The organism is Nonomuraea sp. NPDC049725 (genome assembly GCF_040674795.1).
GTDB classification, from domain to species: Bacteria; Actinomycetota; Actinomycetes; order Streptosporangiales; family Streptosporangiaceae; genus Nonomuraea; species Nonomuraea ceibae.
Genome location: NZ_JBFANJ010000019.1, coordinates 160,815 through 185,552 on the forward strand (window position 1 = coordinate 160,815; position 24,738 = coordinate 185,552).

At 73.9% G+C, this 24,738-nt stretch carries 19 protein-coding genes; 12 read left to right on the forward strand and 7 right to left on the reverse strand.

Annotated features, from left to right (window positions below):
- Positions 1-24 precede the first annotated feature (24 nt).
- Entirely contained in the window at positions 25-1,554 is a 1,530-nt protein-coding gene (locus AB0J53_RS37485; RefSeq protein ID WP_364181129.1) for an MFS transporter, read from the reverse strand.
- Between the two features lie 163 nt (positions 1,555-1,717).
- On the opposite strand from AB0J53_RS37485, the gene AB0J53_RS37490 reads away from it, so the two are divergent.
- The 9 genes from AB0J53_RS37490 to AB0J53_RS37530 all read left to right on the forward strand — a co-directional run bounded on the left by AB0J53_RS37490 (position 1,718) and on the right by AB0J53_RS37530 (position 14,294).
- Complete coding sequence (locus AB0J53_RS37490) at positions 1,718-2,614, forward strand: haloalkane dehalogenase (protein WP_364181132.1); 897 nt, start codon at positions 1,718-1,720, stop codon at positions 2,612-2,614.
- A gap of 64 nt (positions 2,615-2,678) precedes the next feature.
- A complete protein-coding gene (locus tag AB0J53_RS37495; protein WP_364181135.1) occupies positions 2,679-5,018 on the forward strand; it encodes an AAA family ATPase in 2,340 nt (779 codons plus the stop codon).
- A 125-nt stretch (positions 5,019-5,143) separates the two neighbouring features.
- A complete protein-coding gene (locus AB0J53_RS37500; protein WP_364181138.1) occupies positions 5,144-6,130 on the forward strand; it encodes an ABC transporter permease in 987 nt (328 codons plus the stop codon).
- Entirely contained in the window at positions 6,127-7,032 is a 906-nt protein-coding gene (locus AB0J53_RS37505) for an ABC transporter permease (RefSeq protein WP_364181141.1), read from the forward strand. Before AB0J53_RS37500 ends, AB0J53_RS37505 begins: the two co-directional genes overlap by 4 nt.
- Positions 7,029-9,056: an ABC transporter ATP-binding protein gene (locus AB0J53_RS37510; protein ID WP_364181144.1), complete on the forward strand. Its 2,028-nt coding sequence runs from the start codon at positions 7,029-7,031 to the stop codon at positions 9,054-9,056. The genes AB0J53_RS37505 and AB0J53_RS37510 overlap by 4 nt, the downstream gene beginning before the upstream one ends.
- Before the next feature lie 11 nt (positions 9,057-9,067).
- Positions 9,068-10,753: an ABC transporter family substrate-binding protein gene (locus AB0J53_RS37515; RefSeq protein ID WP_364181146.1), complete on the forward strand. Its 1,686-nt coding sequence runs from the start codon at positions 9,068-9,070 to the stop codon at positions 10,751-10,753.
- Between the two features lie 36 nt (positions 10,754-10,789).
- Positions 10,790-11,893, forward strand: a complete 1,104-nt coding sequence (locus AB0J53_RS37520; protein ID WP_364181149.1) for a winged helix DNA-binding domain-containing protein — start codon at positions 10,790-10,792, stop codon at positions 11,891-11,893.
- 9 nt (positions 11,894-11,902) lie between these two features.
- On the forward strand, positions 11,903-13,450 hold the full coding sequence (locus tag AB0J53_RS37525; RefSeq protein WP_364181152.1) for a phospholipase D-like domain-containing protein: 1,548 nt from the start codon (positions 11,903-11,905) through the stop codon (positions 13,448-13,450).
- 13 nt (positions 13,451-13,463) lie between these two features.
- Positions 13,464-14,294 (forward strand): PhzF family phenazine biosynthesis protein, encoded by an 831-nt coding sequence (locus AB0J53_RS37530; RefSeq protein ID WP_364181155.1) that lies wholly within the window; start codon positions 13,464-13,466, stop codon positions 14,292-14,294.
- On the opposite strand, the gene AB0J53_RS37535 is transcribed toward AB0J53_RS37530, so the two are convergent.
- The 6 genes from AB0J53_RS37535 to AB0J53_RS37560 form a co-directional block, all read right to left on the reverse strand.
- Positions 14,284-15,132 (reverse strand): biotin-dependent carboxyltransferase family protein, encoded by an 849-nt coding sequence (locus AB0J53_RS37535; RefSeq protein WP_364181158.1) that lies wholly within the window; start codon positions 15,130-15,132, stop codon positions 14,284-14,286. The genes AB0J53_RS37530 and AB0J53_RS37535 overlap by 11 nt on opposite strands.
- 10 nt (positions 15,133-15,142) lie before the next feature.
- Positions 15,143-15,760 (reverse strand): allophanate hydrolase subunit 1, encoded by a 618-nt coding sequence (locus tag AB0J53_RS37540; RefSeq protein ID WP_364181161.1) that lies wholly within the window; start codon positions 15,758-15,760, stop codon positions 15,143-15,145.
- A gap of 541 nt (positions 15,761-16,301) precedes the next feature.
- Positions 16,302-17,057: a 5-oxoprolinase subunit PxpA gene (locus tag AB0J53_RS37545; RefSeq protein WP_364181164.1), complete on the reverse strand. Its 756-nt coding sequence runs from the start codon at positions 17,055-17,057 to the stop codon at positions 16,302-16,304.
- Positions 17,058-17,079: 22 nt separating this feature from the next.
- Positions 17,080-17,838 (reverse strand): thioesterase family protein, encoded by a 759-nt coding sequence (locus AB0J53_RS37550; RefSeq protein WP_364181167.1) that lies wholly within the window; start codon positions 17,836-17,838, stop codon positions 17,080-17,082.
- Positions 17,838-19,337 carry a hypothetical protein gene (locus AB0J53_RS37555; RefSeq protein ID WP_219510304.1) on the reverse strand — a complete coding sequence of 500 codons (1,500 nt, stop codon included), beginning with the start codon at positions 19,335-19,337 and terminating at the stop codon, positions 17,838-17,840. The genes AB0J53_RS37550 and AB0J53_RS37555 overlap by 1 nt, the downstream gene beginning before the upstream one ends.
- A gap of 123 nt (positions 19,338-19,460) precedes the next feature.
- Positions 19,461-19,685: a hypothetical protein gene (locus AB0J53_RS37560; protein ID WP_219510286.1), complete on the reverse strand. Its 225-nt coding sequence runs from the start codon at positions 19,683-19,685 to the stop codon at positions 19,461-19,463.
- Positions 19,686-19,838: 153 nt separating this feature from the next.
- On the opposite strand from AB0J53_RS37560, the gene AB0J53_RS37565 reads away from it, so the two are divergent.
- From AB0J53_RS37565 to AB0J53_RS37575, 3 genes are all read left to right on the forward strand, one after another.
- Positions 19,839-20,408, forward strand: a complete 570-nt coding sequence (locus AB0J53_RS37565) for an HhH-GPD-type base excision DNA repair protein (protein ID WP_219510285.1) — start codon at positions 19,839-19,841, stop codon at positions 20,406-20,408.
- A gap of 194 nt (positions 20,409-20,602) precedes the next feature.
- Positions 20,603-22,696 carry a SpoIIE family protein phosphatase gene (locus tag AB0J53_RS37570; protein ID WP_219510284.1) on the forward strand — a complete coding sequence of 698 codons (2,094 nt, stop codon included), beginning with the start codon at positions 20,603-20,605 and terminating at the stop codon, positions 22,694-22,696.
- A gap of 242 nt (positions 22,697-22,938) precedes the next feature.
- Positions 22,939-24,609 (forward strand): RNA polymerase sigma factor, encoded by a 1,671-nt coding sequence (locus tag AB0J53_RS37575; protein WP_219510283.1) that lies wholly within the window; start codon positions 22,939-22,941, stop codon positions 24,607-24,609.
- Positions 24,610-24,738: the final 129 nt, after the last annotated feature.

A 24,738-nucleotide genomic window follows, 5' to 3' on the forward strand; every position in this document is an offset into this window, starting at 1 on the left:
GCCCTAATCGGGACATCACACACCTCAATCACGGCGCAGCAGCATGGCCACGGCGACGGCGGTCAGGCTGAGCAGGACGACGCTCACGACCACGGTCGTGTGCAGGGCGTTGACGAAGGCCCAGCGGGCCGCGTCGAGCAGCGCGTGGCCGGCGCTGCCGCCGACCCGGTCGGCCACGTGGGCGGCGCCGGCGAGCGACTGCCTGGCCTGGTCCATGTCCGCGCCGGGGACGCCGGGCACGGCCGGCAGCGCGGGGGCGTACACGATGGTGGTGATCGTGCCGAGCACGGCGACGCCGAGACCGGCGCCCAGCTCGTAGGCGGTCTCCTCGATCGCGGCGGCGCCGCCCGCCTGGGACTCGGGAGCCGCCGACATGATCGTGTCGGACGCGGCCAGCAGCGCGACCTGGACGCCGAACCCGATGCCCACGAAGCAGCAGGCCAGCATGACCGGATGGCTCTCGACGCCCCAGGTCAGCGTCGGGGTCAAGGAGAGGGCGACGAGGCCGAGGCCGCCGCTCATCGTGGCGCGCATGCCGAGGCGGGGCAGGAGGTGCGCCGCCGCCAGCCCGCCGGCGACGGCCGAGACGACCAGCGGCAGCATCCGCAGCGCCGCCCGGATCTCGCTGTCGCCCAGCACGAGCTGCAGGTACTGCGCCAGCATGAGCTGCAGCCCCACCAGCGCGAACACGCCCAGCAGCACCCCGGCGACCCCGGTGGTGAACGCCCGCCGCCGGAACAGGCCGACCTCCAGCAGCGGCGCGGCCAGCCGGGTCTGCCGCCTGACGAACCACACCAGCAGCGCCACCCCGGTCAGGAACACCGCCACGGCCGCGCCGAACGGCATCAGGCTGCCCGAGCCCGCCTCCTTCAGCCCGAACGCCAGCGCCAGGATGCCCAGCACCGACAGCGCGGCGCTGGGCGCGTCCCACGGGTGACCGGCGCGCCCGCGCGACTCCGGCAGCAGGCGCACGGCGGCGGGCAGCAGCACGAGCAGGATCGGCACGTTGACCAGGAAGACCGCGCCCCACCACCAGCCGACGAGCAGGCCGCCGACCAGCGGGCCCACGGCCGCCCCCGCGGCGGCCACGGCGCTCCACACGCCGAGCGCGATCGTCCGCTCGCGCCGGTCGGTGAACACCTGGCGGATCAGCGACAGCGTGGCCGGCATGATCATCGCGCCGCTGACGCCGAGCGCCGCCCTGGACAGGATGAGCGCCAGCGGCGTGGTCGACAGGGCCGCCGCCGCCGAGGCCAGGCCGAACAGCACGAACCCCGCCAGCACCAGCCGTTTGCGCCCGTAGCGGTCGCCGAGCGAGCCGAACATGATCAGCAGCGGGGCCACGACCAGCGAGTAGACGTCCACGATCCACAGCAGTTGCACCGCCGACGGCTCCAGGGCGGCGGTGAGGGCGGGGACCGCGATGTGCAGGACGGTGGCGTCGACCGTGATCAGCAGCAGGCTCAGGCAGAGCAGGACCAGGACGGCCCAGCGGTTGTCCCGGGGTTCGTGGTCGGCGCGGCGGGCGAGGGGCGCGGCCTGGGTGACGGTCATGGACCTCCTTGCAGGCCGATCCGTGCGCAAGCGGGCCCGCATGAACTTGCGTGGCAGCTTAGGCCATGTCACCCGATGGGTGTAGCGGTATCGGTTGATCCGGAATACCGTTCGCGGCCTGATCCCTGGGCGGCGCCGGGGCCGCTGCATAGAATCTTGTTCTATGCGAATCCTCCGCACCCCCCACGACCGGTTCGCCGATCTGCCCGGATTCCCGTACGAGGCCCGCTACGCCGACGTGGGCGACGGGCTGCGGATGGCCTACGCCGAGGCGGGGCCCGCCGACGGGGAGCCGGTGGTGCTCCTGCACGGCGAGCCGTCCTGGTCGTACCTCTACCGCGACGTGATGCGCGAGCTGGCCGCCGCCGGGCTGCGCGCGATCGCGCCGGACCTCATCGGCTTCGGCCGCTCCGACAAACCGGCCGAACAGGGCGACCACAGCTACGCCCGGCACGTCGAGTGGACGCGCGCCCTGCTGTACGACGCGCTCGGCCTGACCGGCGTCACCCTCGTCGGCCAGGACTGGGGCGGGCTGATCGGCCTGCGCCTGGCCGCCGAGCACCCCGGACGCGTGGCCAGGATCGTCGCCGCCAACACAGGGTTGCCGACCGGTGACAATCCCATGCCGGAGGTGTGGCACCGGTTCAAGGACGCGGTGGCGTCCGCGCCGGAGCTGGACATCGCCAGGTTCGTCCAATCGGGCTGCGCCACGAGACTGCCGCCGGAGGTACGCGCCGCCTACGACGCCCCCTTCCCGGACGAGTCGTACAAAGCGGGCCCGCGGGCGATGCCCGGCCTTGTGCCGTACGCGCCGGACAACCCCGCCTCGGCCGCCAACCGCGCCGCCTGGCAGGTCCTCACCACGCTTGACCGGCCCTTTCTCGTCGCCTTCTCCGACGGCGACCCGATCACCGCCGGGATGGCGCCCGTCCTGCGCCGGTCCATGCCGGGGGCGGCCGGCCGCGCCCATCCGGTCATCACGGGCGCCGGCCACTTCCTCCAGGAGGACGCGGGCGCCGAACTCGGCCGGCACATCGCCGCTTTCGTCAGCTCCACCTAGCGTGTCAGGTCCGCCCAATCGACGGCCCGGTGCGGTATAACCAGGGGCGGACCGGGGAGGCGTGATGCAGGAGTCCAGCAGGACCCGGGCGGCGGGGCGGGCCGGGGTGCGGGATCTGTTCGAACAGGTGCGCGTGCGCTATTTCCGGCTTCCGCCGGCCGCCCGCCGTGTGATGTACGTGGTCGTCCTGGTGGGCTCCGTCGGCCTGTCGGTGGCGCTCGGTGGCGCGCCGGACAAGACCTTCTTGATCACGTTTGCGGTGCTCTCTTTCGTCGCGCTGGCGCTGCACTTCCCGCGCGCTGCCGCGACGCTGCTGGTGGTGGCCGCATGGGCGTGCCTGCTGCCCGTGTTCGAGTTGCTGTTTCAGGCACCGTTCACCTCGACGCTGCTCCTGCTGCTGGCGCTGCCGGTGGCTGCGGGGGCGCACCTGATCCGGTGGGTCGCGCCCTGGGTGACGGCGCTGCTGGCGCTGGTGCCCGCCGGGGCGCTGGCCGCCGCCGTCTCGCTGGTCTCCGAGAGCCTGGCCGTCTGGGTCGCCTACGGCGCCGCCGCCGCCGTGCTCGGCTACCGCTTCCTGCTGGCCCGCCGCGCCAGGTCCGAGCTGACCGCCGAGGAGCAGGTCCGCGTACGGGCGCGCGAGGGCAGGCCGGAGCCGGTGGCCGACAAGGCGCCCGCGCTGCCGCAGATCTCCGTCGAGGAGGCGCTGGCCGAGCTCGACGGCATGATCGGGCTGGCCCCGGTCAAGGAGCAGGTCCGCTCGATCGCCGCCTCCATCGAGGCGTCCCGGCTGCGCGCCGAGGCGGGCTACACGGCCGGGCGTCCCACCCGCCACTTCGTCTTCCTGGGCCCGCCCGGCACCGGCAAGACCAGCGTGGCCCGGACCCTCGCGAAGATCTTCTACGCGTTCGGCCTGCTGGAGACCCCGTACGTGGTCGAGGGGCAGCGGGCCGACCTGGTCGGCGAGTTCCTGGGCGCGACGGCGATCAAGACGAACGAGCTGGTCGACCGGGCGCTCGGCGGCGTGCTGTTCATCGATGAGGCGTACGGCCTGATCAACTCCTCCGACGGCCAGCCCGACCGGTTCGGCGCCGAGGCCGTGCAGACGCTGCTCAAGCGGGCCGAGGACGACCGCGACCGGCTGATCATCATCCTGGCCGGCTACGAGCAGGAGATGACCGCGTTTTTGTCCAGCAACCCCGGCCTGGCCAGCCGCTTCGCCACCCGCGTGCGCTTCCCCACCTACTCCGCCGGGGAGCTGGCCGAGATCACCGAGCTGCTCCAGCGGCAGCGCGGCGACACCATGCGCCCGGAGGCCAGGGCGGCGCTGCTCGGCATGTTCGAGGACGTGCAGCGGCGCGGCCTGGTCGACGAGCTGGGCAACGCCCGGTTCGCGCGCAGCCTGGTCGAGGCCGCCGCCCAGGCCCGTGACGTGCGCGTGGTCGGCGCGGGCGGCACCCCGACCACCGAGGACCTGGTGACGACCACGACCGCCGACGTGACCAAGGCGTTCGACGAGCTGACGGCCCGCTTCCGCGGCTACGTGGCCACGCCCACGCTGGAGGAGGCGCTGGCCGACCTCGACAGGATGGCTGGGCTGGCCCCGGTCAAGCGGCAGGTGCACGCGATCGCCGCCCAGCTCCAGGTGGCCCGGATGCGCCAGGAGCGCGGGCTGCCGACGCCGCCGCAGACGCGCCACTTCGTGTTCGTCGGCCCGCCCGGCACCGGCAAGACGACCGTCGCCCGCGTCGTGGGCCGGGTGTTCGCCGCGCTCGGCCTGCTGGCCCGGCCCGACGTGGTCGAGGCGCACCGCGCCGACCTGGTCGGCCAGCACCTGGGCGCGACGGCGATCAAGACGAACGAGCTGGTCGACCGGGCGCTCGGCGGCGTCCTGTTCATCGACGAGGCCTACAGCCTGGTCAATCCCGGTTACTCGGGCGGCGACGCGTTCGGGGCCGAGGCCGTGCAGACGCTGCTCAAGCGGGCCGAGGACGACCGCGACCGGCTCGTCATCGTGCTGGCCGGCTACCAGCGCGAGATGGACGTCTTCCTGGCCTCCAACCCGGGCCTGGCCAGCCGATTCAACCAGCGGGTGACCTTCCCCAGCTACGCGCCGCGCGAGCTGTCGGAGATCGCCGTGCTGCTGGCCGAGCAGGCGGGCGACCGGTTTGACGAGGAGGCGCTGGGCGACCTCGACGAGGTGTTCACCTGGGTGTGCGGCGAGCGGCTGATCGACGGGCTCGGCAACGGCCGCTTCGCCAGGTCGCTGTTCGAGCGCGCGGCCATGCGCCGCGACGTGCGGCTGGCCGCGCTGGCCTCGCGGGGCGAGTCGGCCAGCTCCGCCGACCTCACCACGATCACCAGCGACGACGTCCGCACCGCGGTCGACGAGCTCTCCGGCCGCTGACCGCCCCGCCGAGGGTCTGACCAGGGCTTTCCGGACGTTAACCAGACGCCCCCTTGACATGTGCCTGCGCCCGGATGGTCGCGGAATGTAGCACGATGGCCACACGCCGTTCGTAAGGGGGGACGATGGCGGGGTTCCTGGCCCGCAGGCTGCTCGGCTCGGTCGTGCTGGCCGCCGTCGCCGCCAGCCTCGCCTACCTGCTGGCCGCCGCCGCCCTCGACCCGCGCGCCAACTACGCCGGGCGCACCCCGCAGCCGCCGCCCGCCGCCGTCGACGCCCAGCTCGCCGCGCTCAACCTGAACGACCGCACGCCGCTGTTCGAGCGCTACCTGACCTGGGCGGGCGGGGTGCTGCGCGGCGACTTCGGCAGGAGCGTGACGGGCTCGCCGGTCGGCGACGACCTGCGGCGGCGGGCCGGTGTCACGCTGCGGCTGGTCCTGCTCGGGCTGGTGTGCGGCAGCGTGCTCGGCGTCGCCGCCGGGGCCGCCGCGGCGGTCAGGCAGTACGGCTGGTTCGACCGGCTGTCGGCGGGCCTGGCCTACCTGCTGCTGGCGATCCCCGTCGTGGTGCTGGCGAACGTGGCGATCCTGGGCGGCACCTGGGCCAACGACCACCTGTTCGGCCGCCGGGTCCTCCTGGTGGGCGGTGAGCGGTCCGCCGGGCTCGACGCCGGGCTCTGGGCGGGGCTGCTCGACCGGCTCCAGCACCTGGTCCTGCCGACCGTGACGCTGTCGCTCGGCCTGATCGCGGTCTTCAGCCGCTACCAGCGCAACCTGATGCTCGACGTGCTCGGCGCCGACTACCTGCGCACCGCCAGGGCCAAGGGGCTGAGCAGGCGGCGGGCGCTGGTCCGCCACGGGCTGCGCACCGCGCTCATCCCGGTCGCGACCTACTTCGCCTTCGTGTTCGGCACGCTGCTCACCGGCGCCGCCTTCACCGAGAAGATCTTCGGCTGGCACGGGCTGGGGGAGCGGCTGATCAGCGCCGTCTTCACCAACGACGTCAACACCGTCGCGGCGATCTCGTGCCTGGCCGCGCTGGCCGTGCTGTGCGCGTCGCTGGCCGCCGACCTGCTGCACGCGGCGCTCGATCCCCGGGTGAGGGCGGGATGACGCTCTCGGAGGAGGAGGTCGCCGGCGAACTCGGCCCGGAAGTGGCCGCGCCGCCGTCCCGCGGGCGTGTGCTGGCGCGGCGCTTCCTCGCCTCCCGGCAGGGGCGGGCCGGGGTCGCGGTGCTGGCGCTGATGTTCGCGCTCGCGTTCGCCGGGCCGCTGCTCACCCCGTGGTCGCCCGCGGACAAGGACTTCACCGCGTTCCTGGCGCCGCCGTCGTCCCGGCACTGGTTCGGCACCCTGCAGACCGGCGCCGACGTGTACGCGGTCACGCTGTGCGGGCTGCGGCGGTCGCTGATCGTCGGCCTGCTCGCCGCCCTGGTGTCGACCGCGCTGGCCGCGCTCGCGGGGGCGTTCGCCGGCTACTTCGGCGGCTGGACCGACCGGGTGCTCGGCTGGGCCGCCGACCTGCTGCTCGCGCTGCCCGCCTTCCTCGTCCTGGCGATCATGTCGCCGTTGTTCGGGTCGGGGCAGTGGCCGCTGTTCGTGATCGTGCTGGCGCTGTTCCTGTGGATGGTCACCGCCAAGATCGTCCGGGGGATGACGATCTCGCTCAGGCAGCGCGAGTTCGTCCGCGCCGCCCGCTACCTCGGCGTCCCGCCCGTGAAGATCATCTTCTCGCACGTGCTGCCCAACCTGTCGTCCCTGCTCATCGTGGACGCCACCGTCAACGTCAGCGCCGCCATCCTCGCCGAGACGTCCCTGTCGTACTTCGGCCTCGGCATCCAGCCGCCCGACGTGTCGCTCGGCACGGTCATCGCCGACGGCTCCCGGACCGCGATCTACGCGCCGTGGACGTTCTGGTTCGCCGCCGGGCTGCTCGTCGTCACCGTGCTCGCGGTCAACCTGGCCGGCGACGCGCTGCGCGACGCCTTCGACCCCGGCGCGAAGGGGCCGCGATGAGCCCGGTCCTGGAGGTCGACGGCCTGGAGGTCGCCTTCGGCGACGTGCCCGTCGTGCGCGGCCTCAGCTACGAGCTGCGGGCCGGCGAGGTGCTCGGCATCGTCGGCGAGTCCGGCGCGGGCAAGTCCGTGGCCGCCGCCGCCGTGCTCGGCCTGCTGCCGCCCGAGGCCAAGGTCGCCGGCTCGGTCCGGCTGCACGGCCGCGAGCTCGTCGGCGCCTCCGAGCGCGAGCTGGCCCGCGTACGGGGCCGGTCCGTGTCGATGGTGTTCCAGGACCCGCTGTCGGCGCTCACCCCCGTCTACCGGGTCGGCGACCAGATCGCCGAGGCGGTGCGCGCCCACCACCGGGTCACCCGCGAGCAGGCCGCCGTCAAGGCCGTCGACCTGCTCGACCTCGTCGGCATCCCCGACCCGGCCCGGCGCGCGCTCGCCTTCCCGCACGAGTTCTCCGGCGGGATGCGGCAGCGCGCGCTCATCGCCATGGCCGTCGCCAACGACCCCGACGTGATCATCTGCGACGAGCCCACGACCGCGCTCGACGTCACCGTCCAGGCCCAGGTGCTGGAGGTGCTCAAGAAGGCGCAGCGCCGGACCGGCGCCGCCATCGTCCTGATCACCCACGACCTCGGCGTGGTCGCCGGCTTCGCCGACCGCGTCCTGGTCATGTACGCGGGCCGCCCGGTCGAGGTCGGCGACGTGGACGACGTCTACTACCGCACGCGGATGCCGTACACCGCGGGCCTGCTCGGCTCGGTTCCGCGCGTCGACGGCGGCGGGAGGCGGCCGCTGGTGCCGATCGAGGGCGGCCCGCCCGAGCCCGGCAGGCTGCCGCCGGGCTGCCCGTTCGCGCCGCGCTGCCCGATGCGGGTGGAGGCGTGCGACGACCGGGAGCCGCCGCTGTTCGAGGTCGAGGCCGGGCACCGGGCGGCCTGCATCCGCTGGGCCGACGTGCACAGGGCCGACGTCCGCCGGGACGGCGCCGAGCGGCCCGCGCCGCCGCGCGAGCCGGTGACCCGCCGCCCGCGCACGGTGCTGGAGGTCGAGGGCCTGGTCAAGCGCTACCCGCTGACGCGCGGCACGCTGTTCAGGCGGCGGACCGGCACCGTGCACGCCGTGGCCGGGATCAGCTTCGACATCCGCGAGGGCGAGACGCTCGGCCTCGTCGGCGAGTCGGGGTCGGGCAAGACCACGGCGCTGACGCAGATCCTGGAGCTGGCCAGGCCCGAGGAGGGCCGCATCGTCGTCCTCGGCCGCGACACCGCCCGGCTCACGCCCGCGCAGCGCGCCGCGATCCGGCGCGACATGCAGGTGGTCTTCCAGGACCCGGCGGCCTCGCTCGACCCGCGCATGACCGTTCACGACATCCTCGCCGAGCCGCTGCGCGCCCACCGCCGGGGCGCGCCCGAGGGCCGGGTGGCCGAGCTGCTCGCCCTGGCCGGGCTCGACCCCGCCTGCGCCGCCCGCCACCCGCGCGAGCTGTCCGGCGGCCAGTGCCAGCGCGTCGCCATCGCCCGCGCGCTCGCCCTAGAACCCCGGCTGCTCGTCCTCGACGAGCCTGTCTCCGCGCTCGACACGTCGATTCGCGCGGGCGTGCTCAACCTGCTCGGCGCGCTGAAGGACCGGCTGGGCCTGTCCTACCTGTTCGTCGCGCACGACCTGGCCGTGGTCCGCCACCTGGCCGACCGGGTCGCCGTCATGCAGCTCGGCAGGATCGCCGAGATCGGGCGCGCCGAGGCCGTCTACGCCAGCCCGGCGCACCCGTACACGCAGGCGCTGCTGTCGGCGGTCCCGCTGCCCGACCCGGTGCGCGAACGCTCGCGCGAGCGCATCCTGCTCGACGGCGAGCCGCCCAGCCCGGCCGACCCGCCGTCGGGATGCCGGTTCCGTACCCGATGCCCGACCTTCCGGGGCGTGCTGACGGCCGAGGAGCGCAGCCTGTGCGTCGAGACCGAGCCCGAGGTGCGGCCGCTCGGCGAGGACCAGGCCGCCGCCTGCCACTACGCCGAGAAGCTCGCCGTCGTCTGACAGGAGTACCGTTGAAAGCAACTCATTTCGTGGCCGCCGCGACCGCGGCGCTGGCGCTGGCGGCGTGCGGCGGGGGCGGCGCCGTGGTCGTCCGCCCCTCCGGAGACGCGGTGATCAAGGCGTCCGACCTCAACCCCGTGCCGCGCGAGCAGGTCAAGGACGGCGGCACGCTGCGCTGGGGCGTCAACGAGTTCCCCGCCCAGTGGAACAGGCACCACGTCGACGGCCACCTCGCCGTGGCCGCGGCCATCACCGACGCGCTGCTGCCGCGCCCGTTCGTGTCGGACGACAGGGCGCGCATCTCCGTCAACCACGCCTACCTGATCGACGCCCGCGTCACCGCCACCACGCCCAAGCAGGTCGTCACCTACGAGCTGAACCCGCGCGCCCGATGGTCCGACGGCAGGCCCATCACCTGGGCCGACTTCCGCGCCCAGTGGCAGGCGCTGGACGGCGGCGACCCGGCCTTCCCCATCGCCTCCTCCACCGGCTACCAGGACATCGAGAGCGTCGAGCGGGGCCGCGGCGACCACGAGGTCGTGGTGACGTTCGCGCGGCCGTTCGGCGACTGGCGGGCGCTGTTCGGGCCGCTGCTGCCCGCCTCCGCCAACGCCACGCCCGAGGCGTTCAACACCGCCTGGCTCAACCGCATCCCCGTCACCGCCGGGCCGTTCAAGGTCCAGGGCATCGACCAGACCGCCAAGACCGTCACGCTCGTGCGCGACGACGCCTGGTGGGGCGACCGCGCCAAACTGGACAGGATCGTCTTCCGGGCGGCCGAGCAGGACTCGCTCATCGGCATGTTCGGCAACGGCGAGCTCGACCTGGCCGACATCGGCCCGTCCGCCCCCGACCACGCCCGCGCCGCCGCCACGCCAGGCGCCGAGGTCCGCCGGGCCGCCGCGCCCGACTTCCGCCACTTCACGCTCAACGGCTCGCGCGGGCCGCTCCGCGACCTGCGCGTCCGCCAGGCCGTCCAGCTCGGCCTCGACCGGGAGGCCATCGCCCGCTCCGACCTGCGCGGCCTCGACTGGCCGAGCACCCCGCTCAACAGCCACTTCTTCATGACCACCCAGCAGGGCTATCGCGACAACGCCGGCGACCTCGGCGCCCACGACCCGGCACGCGCCGCCCGGCTGCTCGACGAGGCGGGCTGGCGGCTCGACCCCCGCACCGGCCCGGTCCGGCACAAGGACGGCCGCCCGCTGGAGCTCACCTTCGTGGTGCCGTCCGGCGTGCAGATCAGCAAGTCCGAGGGCGAGCTGGCGCAGAACATGCTCGCCGCGATCGGCGTGAAGCTCGCCATCCGGGCCGTGCCCAGCGACGACTTCTTCGCCAAGTACGTGATCCCCGGCGACTTCGACATCGCGCCGTTCGCCTACATCGGCACCCCGTACCCGGTGTCGAGCAGCTACGGCGTCTACGCCCACGCCGCCGACGGCAAGACGTGGAACGCCAACTTCGGCCGCACCGGCTCGGCCGACATCGACGCCGCCATGGCCCGCGCCGCCCGCAGCCTCGACCCGGACGAGGCCCGCGCCGAGGCCAACACCGCCGACCGGCTCATCTGGCAGCAGGTCAACGTGCTGCCCCTCTACCAGCGGCCGCAGCTCGTCGCCGCCCGGCAGAACCTGGCCAACGCGGGCGCCCGGGGCTTCCAGACGCTGCGCTACCAGGACATCGGCTACACCCGCTGACCCGGACTGTCGGCCCGGCCGTGTACAACTGGCCGCGTGACGATCCATCTGAGCTGGCCGCAGATCCTCGCCTGGCGGCTGCGCCGGCAGTTCGTGAGCGGCCCCGGCGGGCCGGGCGCCGTGGAGATCGCCCGCCGGCTGTGCGGGGTGCAGGCCCAGGTGGCCTCCTCCGCCCAGCACGCGGTCGCCGTCCGCGCCGTCTCACCCGACCCCGGCGAGGTCGAGCGGGCGCTCTGGGACGAGCGCACCCTGGTCAAGACCTGGGTCATGCGTGGCACCCTGCACCTGCTGCCCGCCGACGAGCTGCCCGGCTACTGCGCGGCGCTGAGCACGCTGCGGTTCTGGGAGAAGGGCTCCTGGCAGCGCGGCCACGGCGTCACCGCCGCCGAGATCGCCGCCATCGTCGAGGCCGTCCCGCAGGCGCTCGGCGACACGCCCAAGACCAGGGAGGAGCTGGTCGACGCCGTCGTCGAGGTGACCGGCGACGTCCACCTGCGGGAGGCGCTCACCTCCGGCTGGGGGGCGCTGCTCAAGCCGCTCAGCCGCCTCGGCGAGCTGTGCTACGGCCCGCCGCGCGACGGCCGCGTCACCTTCACCGCGCCCCGCGCCTGGCTGCCCGGCTGGCCCGCCGAGCTGCCGCCGCAGGAGGAGGCGGGCGTGCGGATCGCCCGCGCGTTCCTGGCCGCCCACGGCCCCGCCACGCCGGAGATGCTCGACGGCTGGCTGTTCGGCGGCGTCGCCAGGAAGGCCGTGCTCAAGGGCTGGTTCCGCGACCTGGCCGGCGAGCTGACCGAGGTCGAGGCCGGCGGCCACACCCTGCTGGCGCTCACCGAGCACCTCGACGACCTGGCCGCCGCCCGGCCGGCGGACGAGGTCCACCTGCTGCCCGGCTTCGACCCCTACATCCTCGGCGCGCCCCGCTCCCTGGAGCCGCTCGTCCCGGCCGCCGTCAAGGCCAGGGTGAGCCGCCAGGCCGGCTGGATCTCCCCGGTCGTCCTCCACCAGGGGCGCGTCGCCGGCGTGTGGGAGGCCAAGGCCGGCCGGGTCACCACCGACCTGTTCGAGCCCGTCCCCGGTGATCCGCTCGCCGCCGCCGTCTCCCGCGCCGAAAAGCTGATTGCCGGGGCCGCCGCCGGGTAGCCGGGCGGGGTGCGGCTCGACGAGTGGTTCCTCACCCGCGAGGAGCGGGGCAACCCGGCCACCAGGCTCGGCGCCTGGACGACCGGCAACCTCGTGCGCCCGCTCGTCCACGGCGCCGCCTACTTCGCCGACCTGCGGGCCGCGCTCGACCGGCTCGGCAAGGGCGACCTGCTGCTGTTCGCCGACTGGCGAGGCGACCCCGACGAGCGGCTGACCGGCGACGGCCCCGGCGTGGCGAGCGCCATGGCCGCGGCGGCGCACCGGGGAGCGCTCGTCCGGGGCCTGATCTGGCGCTCCCACCTCGACCGGCTGCGCTTCAGCGCCGCGGAGAACCGCCACCTCGGCGAGGACATCGAGGCCGCCGGCGGCCAGTGCCTGCTCGACACCCGGGTCCGCCCCGGCGGCTCGCACCACCAGAAGTTCGTCGTCCTGCGCCACGACGGCGACGCCGCCGCCGACGTCGCCTACGTCGGCGGCATCGACCTGTGCCACAGCCGCCGCGACGACGCCGCGCACCGCGGCGACCCGCAGGCCGCGCCCATGCCGGACGTCTACGGCGACACCCCGCCCTGGCACGACGCCCAGGTGGCCGTGCACGGCCCCGCCGTGGCCGACGTGGAGACCGTCTTCTGCGAGCGCTGGGACGACCCCGCCCCCGAGACCCGCCAGCCGCTGCGCCGCCTGCGCGACCACGTCGAGCGGATGGACGACGTGCCCGCCCTGCCCGACCCCGGCCCGCCGCCCGCCCCGGCCGGCACCCACGCCGTGCAGCTCCTGCGCACCTACCCCTACCGGCGATCCGCCTACCCGTTCGCGCCCCTGGGCGAGCGCAGCGTCGCCAGGGCCTACCACAAGGTGCTGGCCAGGGCCCGGTCCCTGGTCTACCTGGAGGACCAGTACCTGTGGTCCACCGAGGTGATCGAGCCGTTCGCCGCCGCGCTCGAACGGGAGCCCGGGCTCCGCATGATCATCGTGGTGCCGCGCCACCCCGACCAGGACGGCTGGCTCGCCGCCCCGGCCAGCCTCATCGGCCGCGCCGACGCGCTGGCCAGGCTCCGGCGCGCCGGCGGCGACCGGCTCGGCGTGTACGACCTGGAGAACCACGCCGGCACCCCCGTCTACGTGCACGCCAAGGTGTGCGTGGTCGACGACGTGTGGGCCTCGATCGGCTCCGACAACGTCAACCTGCGCTCGTGGACGTACGACTCGGAGCTGAGCTGCGCCGTCGTCGACGAGGAGCCCGACCCGCGCCCGCCCGCCGGGGCCCGCAAATTCGCCCGCGACCTGCGGCTGCTCCTGGCGGGCGAGCACCTCGACCGCGACCCGTCGGGCCTGTGCGACCCCCGCGACGCGTTCGAGGCGTTCGCCGCCTCGGCCCGCGCGCTCGACGCCTGGCACCGCGACGGCCGTCGCGGGCCCAGACCGCCCGGCCGGCTGCGCCCGCACCCCGAGCCCAGCCTCGGCCGCGTGCGCAGGATGCTGGCCCAGCCGCTCTACCGGCTCGCCGTCGACCCCGACGGGCGGCCCCCGGCGCTGCGCCGCTCCCGGCGGTTCTGACAGACTCGCGAGCATGCAGCGCCCCTTCCGCCAGGTCGACGTGTTCACCTCGACGCCCTACGGCGGCAACCCGCTCGCCGTCGTGCTCGACGCCGGCGGGCTGACCGGCGAGGAGATGCAGCGCTTCGCCCACTGGACGAACCTGTCGGAGACCACGTTCCTGCTGCCGCCCGCCGACCCCCGCGCCGACTACCGGGTACGGATCTTCACCACCACGTCCGAGCTGCCGTTCGCCGGGCATCCGACGCTCGGCACCTGCCACGCCTGGCTGGAGGCGGGCGGCGTCCCGCGCGACTCGCGGACCGTCGTCCAGGAATGCGGCGCCGGGCTGATCCGCGTGCGCGGCGACGACCGCGGCGACCTCGCCTTCGCCGCGCCGCCGCTGCTGCGCTCCGGCCCCGTGGACGAGACGCTGCTGACCGGCCTCGCCGCCGCGCTCGGCATCGCCAGGGACGACGTCGTCGACGCCGAATGGGCCGACAACGGCCCCGGCTGGGTCGCGCTCCTGCTCCGCGACGCCGACGCCGTCCTCGCGCTGCGGCCCGGCCGGGTGCCCGTCGACGTCGGCGTGGCGGGCCCGCACCCCGCCGGATCGCCGTACGCGTACGAGCTGCGGGCCTTCTGCCCCCACGACGGCGGCACGACCGAGGACCCGGTGACCGGCAGCCTCAACGCCTCGGTCGCCCAGTGGCTCCTGCGCACCGGCCGCGTCACCGCCCCCTACACGGTCAGCCAGGGCACCGCGCTCGGCCGCGCCGGCCGCGTCCGCATCACGGCCGAGGGCGACGACGTCTGGGTGGGCGGCTCGGTCGTCACCCGCGTCAGCGGCCACGTCAGCCTGTGACGCGGAAGCGCACCTCGTCCCCGGGCCGCAGCTGCGCCGCCACCCCCAGATCCGCCTCACGCACCACCGCGATCACCGGGTAGCCGCCCGTCGGCGGATGGTCGGCCAGGAAGACGATCGGCTGCCCGCTCGGCGGCACCTGCACCGCGCCCGCCACCATGCCCTCGCTCGGCAGCTCCCCCTCCCGGCCGCGCGCCAGCTCCGCGCCGCGCAGCCGCACCCCCACCCGGTTGCTGTCCTGGCTCACCTCGTACGGGGCCGCGCACAGCGCCGCCAGGGCCCCCTCGGCGAACCAGTCGTCACGCGGGCCCCTCAGCACCCGCAGCGCCGCCGGCCCCGGCCCCGGAATCGGCGCCAGGTCCACCCCGATCCCGCCGTGATCCGCCGCGTCGCCGATCGGCAGCCTCGTCCCCGGCGCGAGCGGAGGCGGCCCCAGGCCCGACAGCGAATCGGTCGACCGGCTGCCCAGCACCGGCTCCACCGCCACCCCGCCGCGCACCGCCAGGTACGTTCGCAGCCCCCACGCCGGCGCCCCCAGCGCCAGCTCGCCGCCCCCGGGCACCCAGAACGGCACCCCCATGCCCGCCCGCGCGGGACCCCCCACCGGGCACGGCGCGCCCGCCAGCGCCACCCACGCGCCACTCCCGAACCGCAGCCGCAGCCCGCCGAACGTCGCCTCGATCCCCGCCAGCCCCTCCGGGTTGCCGACGAGCCGGTTCGCCAGCCGCAGGCTCGCCTCGTCGGCCGCCCCCGAACGCGGCACCCCCAGATGCGCCAGCCCCCGGCGCCCCAGATCCTGCACGGTCGCGTACGGACCGGACCCGAGCACCTCGATCATGCAGCCTCGATCATGCGGCCTCGAAGCGCACGCGGGTCCCCGGGCGGAACGCCGACGGCGGGTGCGCCGTCACGTCCCACACCCGCAGCCCCGTCCTGCCCAGCAGCCGCCACCCGCCCGGCGACGCCGCCGGATAGACGGCCGAGTACGGCCCCGCCACGGCCACCGACCCCGCGGGCACCGACGTCCGCGGCGTCGCCAGCCTGGGCACGTGCAGCACCGGGTCCAGCCCCGTCAGATACGCGAACCCCGGTGCGAACCCCAGCCAGCCCACCACCAGCTCCCGCCCCGTGTGCCGGGCCACCACCTCGTCCACCGGCACCCCGGCCAGCTCGGCCACCGACTCCAGATCCGCCCCGTCGTAGACGACGGGCACCCGGACCACGTCCCCCTCCTCGGGCGCCTCCGTCACCCCGGCCGCCGCGCACCGCCGCAGCAGCTCGCCCAGCCGCGCCCGCAACCCGCCCTGCTCGGCCCCCGGAGCCACCACCAGGACCGTCTCAGGCCCCGGCACCACCTCCACGACCCCGGGCGGCCGTTCGGCCCTCAGCGCGGCGTCCAGCCGGTGCGACACATCCAGCGCGCCCGTCTCCACGAGCAGCCCGTGCTCCCCGACCCGCCGAATCACCCGCCCGCCTCCCGGCGACCACGCCCGCCCCTCCGCGCTGACGCCCCCACGAGGCCCCCCGGCCGGACCGGGCCACGGTCCCCTTGGAGTGGCCCCCACTCTCTCGCCGAAGGCCACGCGCCCTCCAGCGGGCGCGCGCTCGTGGCGGCGCGGTGCCCTGCCCCGGGGAGGTGCGCCCGCCGGAGCGGGCGACGCCCCTTCCGAAGCAGCCGCTGCTCCCTCCCGCGAGGCCGCGCGCCCTCCAGCGGGGACGCACCCTCCAGGAAGCGCGCGCCATCCAGCGGGGGCGCGCCCTTGGCAGCGCGGTGCCCCGCCTCCGGGAGGTGGGGCCCTTGCCGGAAGGGGGCGCCGTTCCGGTGGTCCGGCAGGGGGGTGGCCTTTGCGTGTCCACCGGGGGTGGGGGTCTGGCGGGAGGGGAGGGGGCGGGGTGGGAGGCGGCGGGAGGGGCTCTCGCGGGCCGGGCGGAGGGGGGAGGGCGTCTCGCGGGGAGGGAGTTCGCGCGAGGGGAGGCGGCGGGGCGGCAGGGGCCGCGAGGGGGCGGTCATGCGAAGGCCTGGAGGACGACGCCGGCGGCCAGGAGGTCGTCGCGCACGGTGCGGGCGAGGTGGACGGCGTCGGGCGTGTCGCCGTGGACGCAGAGGGAGCGGGCCTTGACCGGGACCTCGGCCCCGTCGACGGAGATGACCGACCCGGACAGGGCCATGCGGACGGCGCGGGCCGAGACGTCGGCGGCGTCGTGCAGCACGGCGCCGGGCAGGCGGCGGGGGAGCAGGGCGCCGTCGGCGGTGTAGGCGCGGTCGGCGAACGCCTCGGCGACGGTGGGGACGCCCGCGGCGGCGGCGACGGTGTGGACCACGGAGCCGGGCAGCGTGAGCACCGGTAGCGCCGGGTCGTAGTCGGCGATGGCGCCGACGACGGCCTCGGCCTGCTCCCGGTCGCGGCAGATGCGGTTGTAGAGGGCGCCGTGCGGCTTCACGTACGAGACGCGGCCGCCCATGGCGCGGGCGATGCCGTCGACGGCGGCGAGCTGGTAGAGCACCTCGGCGCAGAGCTCCTCGGGCTCGACCTCCATCTCCCGGCGCCCGAAGTGGGCCAGGTCGCGGTAGGACACCTGCGCCCCGATGGACACCCCCCGGTCGACGGCGGCGGCGCAGGTGCGCCGGATGGTCACCGGGTCGCCGGCGTGGAAGCCGCACGCGACGTTGGCGCTGGTGACGATGTCGAGCAGCGCCAGGTCGTCGCCGAGCCGCCAGATGCCGAAGCCTTCGCCGAGGTCCGCGTTCAGGTCCATCACCATGACCCCATCATGGCGTGAGCGGCTACCTCGGCGCGACGAACAAGGTCTGAGTCGCGCTGCCGACTTCGCCGTCGAGGTCGTACAGGGTGGAGCGGGTGAGGCCGCGCCCGGACGGGCCGATGGCGGTGGCGGCGTCGAGGCAGATCCACTCGCCGGCGGGCGCGCGGAACAGGGAGATGGTCAGGTCGACGTTCACGAACAGGTGGGTGTCGAAGCCGAGGGCGAGGCTGATGCCGTTGCCGCTGTCGGCGAACAGCGCCAGCCGCTCCATCGGCGTGATCTCCTCGCCGTCGACCAGCGGCACCCGGCAGCGGCCCCACGCGGTGGCGGGGCCGGGCTCGTCGGGGCCGCCGCGGGCGAAGCGCCATTCGGTGGCGCGCCCGTAGCCGAAGTCGGTCGAGATCCACGACTCGCCCTGCGGGCCGGGCAGGGGCGGCGGGTCGGCGGCGGGGGTGGCGGGCGTGGGAGCCTCGCGGATGCGCCACGCGGTGGCCCGTACGTGCTCGCGGCCGCCGCCGCTCACCGACGCCGACAGGCACTGCACGCGCTTGCCGTCGCGTACGACGTCGGTGCGTACGTCGAGGTCGCCGACGGGGACGGGACCGAGCACGTCGACGGCCAGCCGCGCCAGATCGAGGCCGGGACGGGGCGCGGTGAGCGCCAGCTCGTGCACGAGCAGCGCCGTCACCGGCCCGAGGTGCTGCGTGGCCGGGTCCCACGGGCCCTGGGTGTGCTCGGAGGCGCGGTAGCGGCCCGGCGCGAGCCGCGTGTACATGGCCATCAGATCTCGTCGGGGATGTCGGCGATGTCGTCGAGCGCGGCGGCCAGCTCCTCAGGGTCGCCGCCGATGCGCTCGGCGATCTCGATGAGCACGTGGAGCACGTCGTGGCGGTCGTGGCCGAGGTCGAGCAGCCGCTGGGCGGCCTCCCACAGCTGCGGCGGGTCGCCGTCCCACAGGCGGGTGGCGATCTCCTCGTGCCACGCCAGGTGCTCCTCGTCGATCGCGCCGACGTGGTCGATCTCCAGGAGGGTACGGCGGTCCGCCGCGTCGGCGGGGTTGAGCCGGTCGAGGTCGACGCCGTTGTGCACGCCCTGCAGGAACGGGAACGCGAACGCCCGTCTGGCCAGCGCCGACAGGTCGCCGTCGGGCAGCAGGCGCTCCAGCAGCGGCCGGTCGATGCCGAACGACGTCGGGTCGCGGTAGGCCTCGGGGAACTTGCCGATCGCCCCCCACACCGCGTCGAGCGTGGCCTTGAGCCCCTGCTCGGGCAGGCCGGTGCGGGCGGCGGCGAAGCGCACCCAGGCCGACAGCGCGTGCGGCATCGCCTCCTGCTCGGCCTGCGAGAGCATGACCTTGCGCGGCAGCCAGTCGAGCAGGAACGTCTCGCACTTGGTCGGGCTGACCCGCAGCGGCCGGCCGAAGTCCTGCTCGCAGCCGTAGTCGATGATGTGGTCGGCGCACCGGGAGGCGGCCGACGGGTCCGACAGGTGCTCGGCGGCGTCGGAGGCGAGGAACTCGGCGGCGAGCATCGCCCGCCGCTCGCGGCTGTAGGGGGCCTCGATGTGCAGCGGGGCGGGCCGCTTGCGGCCGGGCGGCAGCGCCTTGAGGCGGGCGCGGGCGAAGGCGTGGTAGGCGCTGTAGCTGTCGCTGACGGGCGGCGGCGTCTTGGGCTCGCCGGTGGCCTTCATCGCCGATTCGAGCAGTGCCCTGGCCTGCTGCGGCTCGATCTCCTCGAACAGCAGCATCGGGTTGCCCGCGGCCTCGGCCCTGGCCTGCTCCAGCAGCTTGTCGACGTGGGAGGACACCCAGGCGTCGCGCGCCATGCCGGACATGTTGTGGTCGACGACCATGACCAGCGCGTGCCGGTCCTGGTTGTGGCGGGGGGTGGAGTCCTCGTTCCAGCGGTAGGCGAAGGTGCAGATGACGGTGTCCTGGTCGCCGTAGGCGTCGCGGGAGACGTAGCAGCCGGTGGGCTTGACCGCGCCCACCCGGTCGGCCCAGCCGGGCCTGGCCACGCCGGACTCCATCATGGCCAGCGCCGCGCCCTCGGCCTTGGCGCCCTGGCGGGCGGTGCCGAGGTAGGCCAGGCAGATGAGCAGCGTCAGGGAGGCGGGGGTGCCGGCCTTGGCGGCGTAGTCGACCAGCCCCTCACCGAGCACCTGCTCGACGTCGCCGCCCCGCACCTTCCTGCCCCACCAGGCCCCGACCATGTCGGAGACCATCAGCTCCGCGTCGAGCGGGCTGCGCACGGCCAGCAGCTCGCGGGCCGCCTGCACCATCTCCTTGAACACGTCGTCGGGCGGGGGGCTCTCCCGGGGATCTCGTCGGTGTCGGCGCACGCCCTCACTCTCTCGCATTCCAGGCGGAAACGGTGCGCAGAACGCGGCCCGGTGACTCCGATGTTATCGAGGGGCGCGCGGCGGCGGCGCGGAGTTGACGATCGCGAGCAGGTGTTCGCGGGCGATCCGCTCCACGATCTCGGGTGTCGCGGTGATGCCGAGGTGCTGCGCGCACACGCACACGTCCTCGACGCACCGGTCGATGGTGTCCACGGGCACGGTCAGGAACTCCTCGGCCAGCCTGAGACTGACCGGCTCCTTGAGGAAGCGTGTGGCCAGAGCGAGCATAGGTGTGAGATTCCTCTGGATGCCCCAGGGCAAACCCCCAGGAATGGACGCAGGTGACTTGCGCTCTCATTTCATCTTTTCTCGGGCTGGTGTCAAGCCTCCACGACGGCTGTCTTCGCTTCTCGGGAGCGGCTTTCGTGCGAAGCTGTTCCCATGCGCATCCAGCTCACCCAGCGCGCGGAGGCCGACGAACTGCTCGGCCGCAGTCCGCTCGCCCTGCTCGTCGGCATGCTGCTCGATCAGCAGGTGCCGATGGAGTGGGCGTTCACGGGCCCTTACACCATCTCCGAACGGCTCGGGCACGAGCTCACCGCCGAGGAGATCGCGGCCTGCGACCCCGAGGCGTTCACCGCGCTCCTGGCCGCCAAGCCGGCGGTCCACCGCTACCCCAAGTCGATGGCGGCCCGCGTCCAGCAGCTCGCCGCCTACCTCGTCGAGCACTACGACGGCAAGCCCGAGCGCATCTGGACCGAGGCAGCCGACGGCAAGCAGTTGCTCAAACGACTGATGGACCTTCCGGGATACGGCAAGCAGAAGGCCCAGATATTTTTGGCATTGCTGGGCAAGCAGCTCGGGGTCCAGCCGCAAGGATGGCGCGAGGCGGCCGGCCCCTATGGCGAGCAGGGGTCCTACCGTTCGGTCGCGGACGTGGTCGACGCCGACAGCCTGGGCAGAGTGCGCGCCACCAAGCAGGCGGCCAAGCGGGCGGCGAAGGCCGAGTAGCCTGATCTTGCTGCGCAACGTGGAGCGATTTTGACAGGATGCGTTGACCGTATGGCGGCCGGGGCTTCCGTCCGCGCCCGCCCATCGCAGATGATGTACTGCAGAATCCGGTCGCCCGGAGCTGCGCTACGCCGATACACGATTATGGAGATGTGCCGCGTGGGAGACCCTGGCACGCGACGGAGGTGCCGACCATGAGCGCCGAGACCTCCGTTCCCCGTCCCCGGGAGTCGGATGTGGACGTCTCAGACTCCGCCCTCTTCGAGGGCCTGCTGTCCGAGGCAGAGTTCGCCTTTGCCTTCTTCGACACCCAGACCCGCGTCCTGCGGGTCAACGACGTGTTCGCCGAGGTCGTCGGCGTGCCCGCCGAGCGGCTGCTGGGACGCGCGCCGTCCGAGACGCTCGCGGCCGACCTCAGCCAGCTCATCACGCACGGCGTCCAGGCCGTCATCGGCAGCGACGCGCCGGTCTCCGAGCGGCCCGTGCGGGTGCGCGCGACCGGCGGCGAGGCCCGCTACTGGTCGGTCTCGTTCTCGCCGGTCCACGACGCCGACGGCGCGCTGCAGGCCGTCGCCCTGGCCGGGCTCGACGTGACCGAGAGCCGCCTGGTCGAGGAGGACCTGCGCCGCAGCGAGGAGCGCTACCGCTCCCTGGTCGAGGCGCAGTCGCAGCTCGTCTGGATCACCTCGCCGACCGGCACGGTGGTCGAGGACGCCCCGCAGTGGCGCGCCATCACCGGCCAGGGCCTGGAGGAATACCTGGCGGCCGGCTGGCTGGACGTGGTCCACCCGGAGGAGCGTCAGCAGACCGAGGAGGCCTGGAAGGAGGCGCTGCGCGGCCGCACCATGTTCGAGTGGAACTACCGCGTGCGCACCCGGGCCAGCGGCTACCGCCACTTCGAGGTCCGCGCGGTGCCGATCATCCGGCACGGCAGGGTCGTGGAGTGGGTGGGCGCCAACACCGACGTCACGCCGCAGCGCGAGGCCGAGGAGATGCGCGGCAGGCTGACCGACCAGCTCGGCGCCGCCGCGCTGCGCACCGCCCGGCTCCAGGGCGCCACCGCCATACTGGCCGAGGCGCTCACCGTCGAGCAGGTGGTGCAGGTCATCATCGACGTCGGCCGCACGGCGCTGGCGGCCGACCGGTCGGCCGTGGCGCTGCTCGACACCGACCGGGCGGCGCTCAAGCTGATCAACGGCGAGGGCGTCCCCGAGGCGTCCGGCGCCGCCGGCGAGGAGATCCCGCTGTCGAGCTCCAGCGTGATGACGATGGCGGTCAACAGCCGGCGGCCGGTGTTCGCCGAGTCGCCCGAGAGCCTGAAGGCCCAGCTGCTGGAGGCGGGCGGCGACGAGCAGGTGCTGACCAACTACCTGGCCAGCAGCGACGAGCGCGCCTGGGTCGGGCTGCCGCTGCTGGCGGCGGGCCGGGCGCTGGGCGCGCTGCGGTTCTCGTTCACCCGGCCGCAGAAGATCTCCCAGGAGGACGGCGTCTTCCTGGAGGCGCTGGCCGGTCAGTGCGCGCTGGCCGTGGAGCGCGCCACGCTGTTCGAGCGCGAGCACCGCACCGCCGAGACGCTGCAGCGCAGCCTGCTGCCCGACCGCCTGCCGGTGGTCAGGGGCCTGGAGCTGGCCCAGCGCTTCCGCTCGGGCAGCCGTCACGTGCAGGTCGGCGGTGACTGGTACGACGCGTTCGTGCTGCAGGACGGCCGCGTGGCCGCGGTCGTCGGCGACGTCATGGGCAAGGGCGTCAAGGCGGCGGCCGGGATGGGCCGCATCCGCAACGCCATGCGGGCGCTGGCGCTGACCAACCCGCCGCCCGCCGCGGTTCTCACCGGCCTGGACCGGGTCTTCGACGCGACCGAGGAGGAAGAGCAGGTCACCACCCTGGCCTACATGGTCGTCGAGCCGTCGACGGGCGAGGGCACGCTGGCGCTGGCCGGTCACCCGCCGCCCGTGCTGGTTTCTCCGCAGGGCACGGCGATTCTCTGCGACGCGGAGCCGGGCACCCCGCTAGGCTGGCCGACCAGCCGTAGGCAGTTCCGGTTCGTGGTGCCGCCCGGCCATACCGCCGTGCTCTACTCCGACGGCCTCGTCGAGAACCGGAAGCGCGGGCTGGATGCCGGTCTCGCAGAGATTTGCAGTGTTGTGACCGAAGCGCCGCCTGAGGTCGTGAGAAGTCCGCACATGTTGCTGGACTTCCTGGTCGACCGGATGTTGTCGGGATATGAGCAAGATGATGACGTTACCGCCCTGGCCATTCACGTGCCGCCCGCCACGAAGAGTGACTGAATGAAACAGTCATAAGGGTTGCTTTCGGATATCAGTGGCGCGCTTACGTACGCACTACTCTCTTGGTCGGCCTAGGGTGGAGGTCAACCGCCGGGAGGTGGCCGTATGGAGTGCGTGGTCGTGCCAGAATGCTGGACAGGTCCGTCGCGATCCGCACGGCCTCACCGATCTCCGAGAGAGGCATCAGCCCCCCAGCGGGCATCTGGGTCCATTGTCGCCACGCGTTCGTTCGAGAGGTGTTCGTGTCGCCTGCAAGTTCGACTCGCTCGAAGCCACAAGAGCTGAACGAGCCCGTCATTCAGCGACTGCTCGAGCGTGGGCGCTCGCAGGGTTTCCTCGAGTCTGAGGACGTCCGTCAGGCCTTCGAGGAGGCGGACATCCCCATGTCGCACGCCGCCGCGTTCTTGCGGAACCTCAGCAAAGAGGGCGTGACCGTGGTGGTGACCGCCGCGGATTCGGCTGCGCCGAAGAAGAAGTCTCGAGGCTCAGCAAAGCGCCAGACCGCCGCGCCCGTCAAGACCAAGACGGCGGCGGCCGCCAAAGAGCAGCAACCCGAGACCGTGACCGCGGTCGTGGGCACCGCCGAAGCAGAGCCGGCGGCCAAGAAGCCGGCTCCCGCCAAGAAGGCCGCTCCTGCGGCCAAGAAGGCCGCCGCGCCCGCCAAGGCCGCGCCTGCCAAGAAGGCCAAGCCGGACAGCGCTGGGCCTGCCGACAACAAGCCGAAGGGCCCCGAGGGTCCCAAGGCCGACGCCGACGACGACGAGGACATCGAGCTCGACGGCGACGTGGAGCTGGACGACCTCGAGGACATCGACGTCGAGGAGATCGCCGACGACGCCGACTCCACCGACGAGGCCGACTCCGACGACGACGACTCCGACGACGAGCCCAAGGTCGTCGCCGAGGCCGCCGCCGTGACCGCCGAGAAGAGCGAGGACGAGGTCCTCATCCTGTCCGACGACGACGATGACGCCCCGGTCGCGCAGGTCGCCGCCGCCGGCGCCACCGCCGACCCGGTCAAGGACTACCTCAAGCAGATCGGCAAGGTCCCCCTGCTCAACGCCGAGCAGGAGGTCGAGCTGGCCAAGCGCATCGAGGCCGGCCTGTTCGCCGAGGAGCAGCTGGGCGGCGAGAGCGACGGCCTTCCGGTCGACGTGCGCGCCGAGCTGGAGTGGATCGCCGAGGACGGCCGCCGGGCCAAGAACCACCTGCTGGAGGCCAACCTCCGCCTGGTGGTCTCGCTGGCCAAGCGCTACACCGGCCGCGGCATGCTGTTCCTGGACCTGATCCAGGAGGGCAACCTGGGCCTGATCCGCGCGGTGGAGAAGTTCGACTACACCAAGGGCTACAAGTTCTCCACCTACGCCACGTGGTGGATCCGGCAGGCGATCACCAGGGCCATGGCCGACCAGGCGCGGACCATCCGCATCCCGGTCCACATGGTCGAAGTGATCAACAAGCTGGCCCGCGTCCAGCGGCAGATGCTGCAGGACCTGGGCCGCGAGCCCACGCCGGAAGAGCTCGCCCGCGAGCTGGACATGACCCCCGAGAAGGTGGTCGAGGTCCAGAAGTACGGCCGCGAGCCGATCTCCCTGCACACCCCGCTGGGTGAGGAGGGCGACAGCGAGTTCGGTGACCTCATCGAGGACTCCGAGGCCATCGTGCCGGCCGACGCCGTCAGCTTCACGCTGCTGCAGGAGCAGCTCCACTCCGTTCTCGACACGCTGTCGGAGCGCGAGGCGGGCGTCGTGTCGATGCGGTTCGGCCTCACCGACGGCCAGCCCAAGACGCTGGACGAGATCGGCAAGGTCTACGGGGTGACGCGCGAGCGCATCCGGCAGATCGAGTCCAAGACCATGTCCAAGCTGCGTCACCCGTCGCGCTCGCAGGTCCTGCGCGACTACCTGGACTAGGTCCCAGCACGGAGAAAAAAGGGGGGTGGGGGGCCCGCGGGGCGCCCCCCCCCTATTTAGGGGGTTAGGGGTGGGCGGCGAGCTTGGGGGGGGGGGGGCGGAAGGGGGAGCCCGGGGGGGGGCGGGGCG